Origin of the sequence: Paenibacillus timonensis, from assembly GCF_022427145.1 — a bacterium.
Lineage (GTDB): Bacteria > Bacillota > Bacilli > Paenibacillales > Paenibacillaceae > Fontibacillus > Fontibacillus timonensis.
This window is the reverse complement of sequence record NZ_JAKSXN010000140.1, coordinates 1-1289: the sequence shown is the minus strand read 5'-3', so window position 1 is coordinate 1289 and position 1289 is coordinate 1. Positions and strand designations below refer to the sequence as shown.

The window sequence follows — 1289 nt, the reverse complement described above, 5'->3', positions numbered from 1 at the left end:
GGAACTGACCCCCGTTTGTGAGACAGGGATCAAAAACACCTTGCAAGTTAAGCAGCCAGTTGTCGATAATCAATCGGTGACTGGTTGTTTAGTTTTGTTTGAATGCGAATTGAGTTATAGTAAGTAATGTAGTCTCGAACGACCTGTTCAACGATTGCTGTCGTTGTACTCGTTAAACCTTCGAGATAGAACGTTTCAGACTTTAGCGTGGAATGAAACGATTCGATGGGGGCATTATCAGCGGGCGTTCCCTTGCGGGACATGCTCATGGTAATGCCCTTTTCCTTTACAGCTTCCTGATACGCCTGGGAAGTGTAGACACTCCCCTGATCGCTGTGAAGTATCGTACCTGGTAGATTGGGCAGCTGACGGAGTGTGTCCAGTACGAACGCAGTGTCCTGCTTGTCAGCTATACTGTATGCCACAACTTCTCCGTTAAACAAGTCTAGGATACTTGATAGATACAACATTCTTCCTCCAAACGGTAAATACGTAATATCCGTAACGAGTTTTTGCATAGGTTGATCGGCCTCAAATTGGCGTTTTAGCAAGTGTTCTGCTATATAGGCTGGCTGCCCTGTAGGTTTGCGTTTCTTGACTTTGACACGGCATTGCAGCTCTTCACGCTGCATAATCCGTTGCACTCGTTTATGGTTAATCGCTTGTTCTTTCCGAAGTAGAGCGGTGATTTTACGGTATCCATAACGAAATTTATGCTGCAAACAGAGTTCGCGGATTTTCTCTACCACAGGATCGGCATCCCCGCTTCCATACTTATCCTTCCAGCGATAGTAGGTAGCACGAGAGAGTCCCGCCCAGGCACAGGCTTGTGCCACGCTAACTTCTCCTTGGATCGATTTGATCCATTCCACTACAATCTTTGAGGATACCCCCTTTCCATCTCGTTGTACTTTTTTAGGAGATCTAGCTGCTGTTTCAAAAACCTATTCTCTGCCTTTACTTTCTCTAATTCTGACGTATATTCCGGTCCTTTGCCGTAGCTATATTGTTTACCTACAGGCTGCTCAAACCGATGTATTTCTCCGTTACGATACCATCGCATCCATGTTCTCACTTGAGAATCATGTCGTATGTTCAATTGCTCCATAACTTCTTTCACTGGGATACCAGCCATTCTCATTTCAATAGCCTTCATCTTAATCTCTTTTGGGTAGCTTACTCGGGTTGCCAACGAAAAAACACCTCCAAGGTTGTCTCCCATATCATACGACATGGTTGCATTCTCTTGAAGGTGTTTTTAATTTGTCTCACACTATGGGGTCAGTTCC

Annotated in this window: 1 protein-coding gene; it reads right to left on the bottom strand. The window is 44.9% G+C overall.

Translation table 11 applies throughout. The features are described 5' to 3' along the window. Window positions 1–47: 47 nt before the first annotated feature. Window positions 48–1192 (bottom strand): IS3 family transposase gene (locus tag MJ257_RS24550; RefSeq protein WP_240271795.1). Its coding sequence is split into 2 segments (ribosomal slippage): window positions 48–919 and window positions 919–1192, totalling 1146 coding nucleotides; the frame shifts between segments, so codons are not numbered across the junction. Window positions 1193–1289 lie beyond the last annotated feature (97 nt).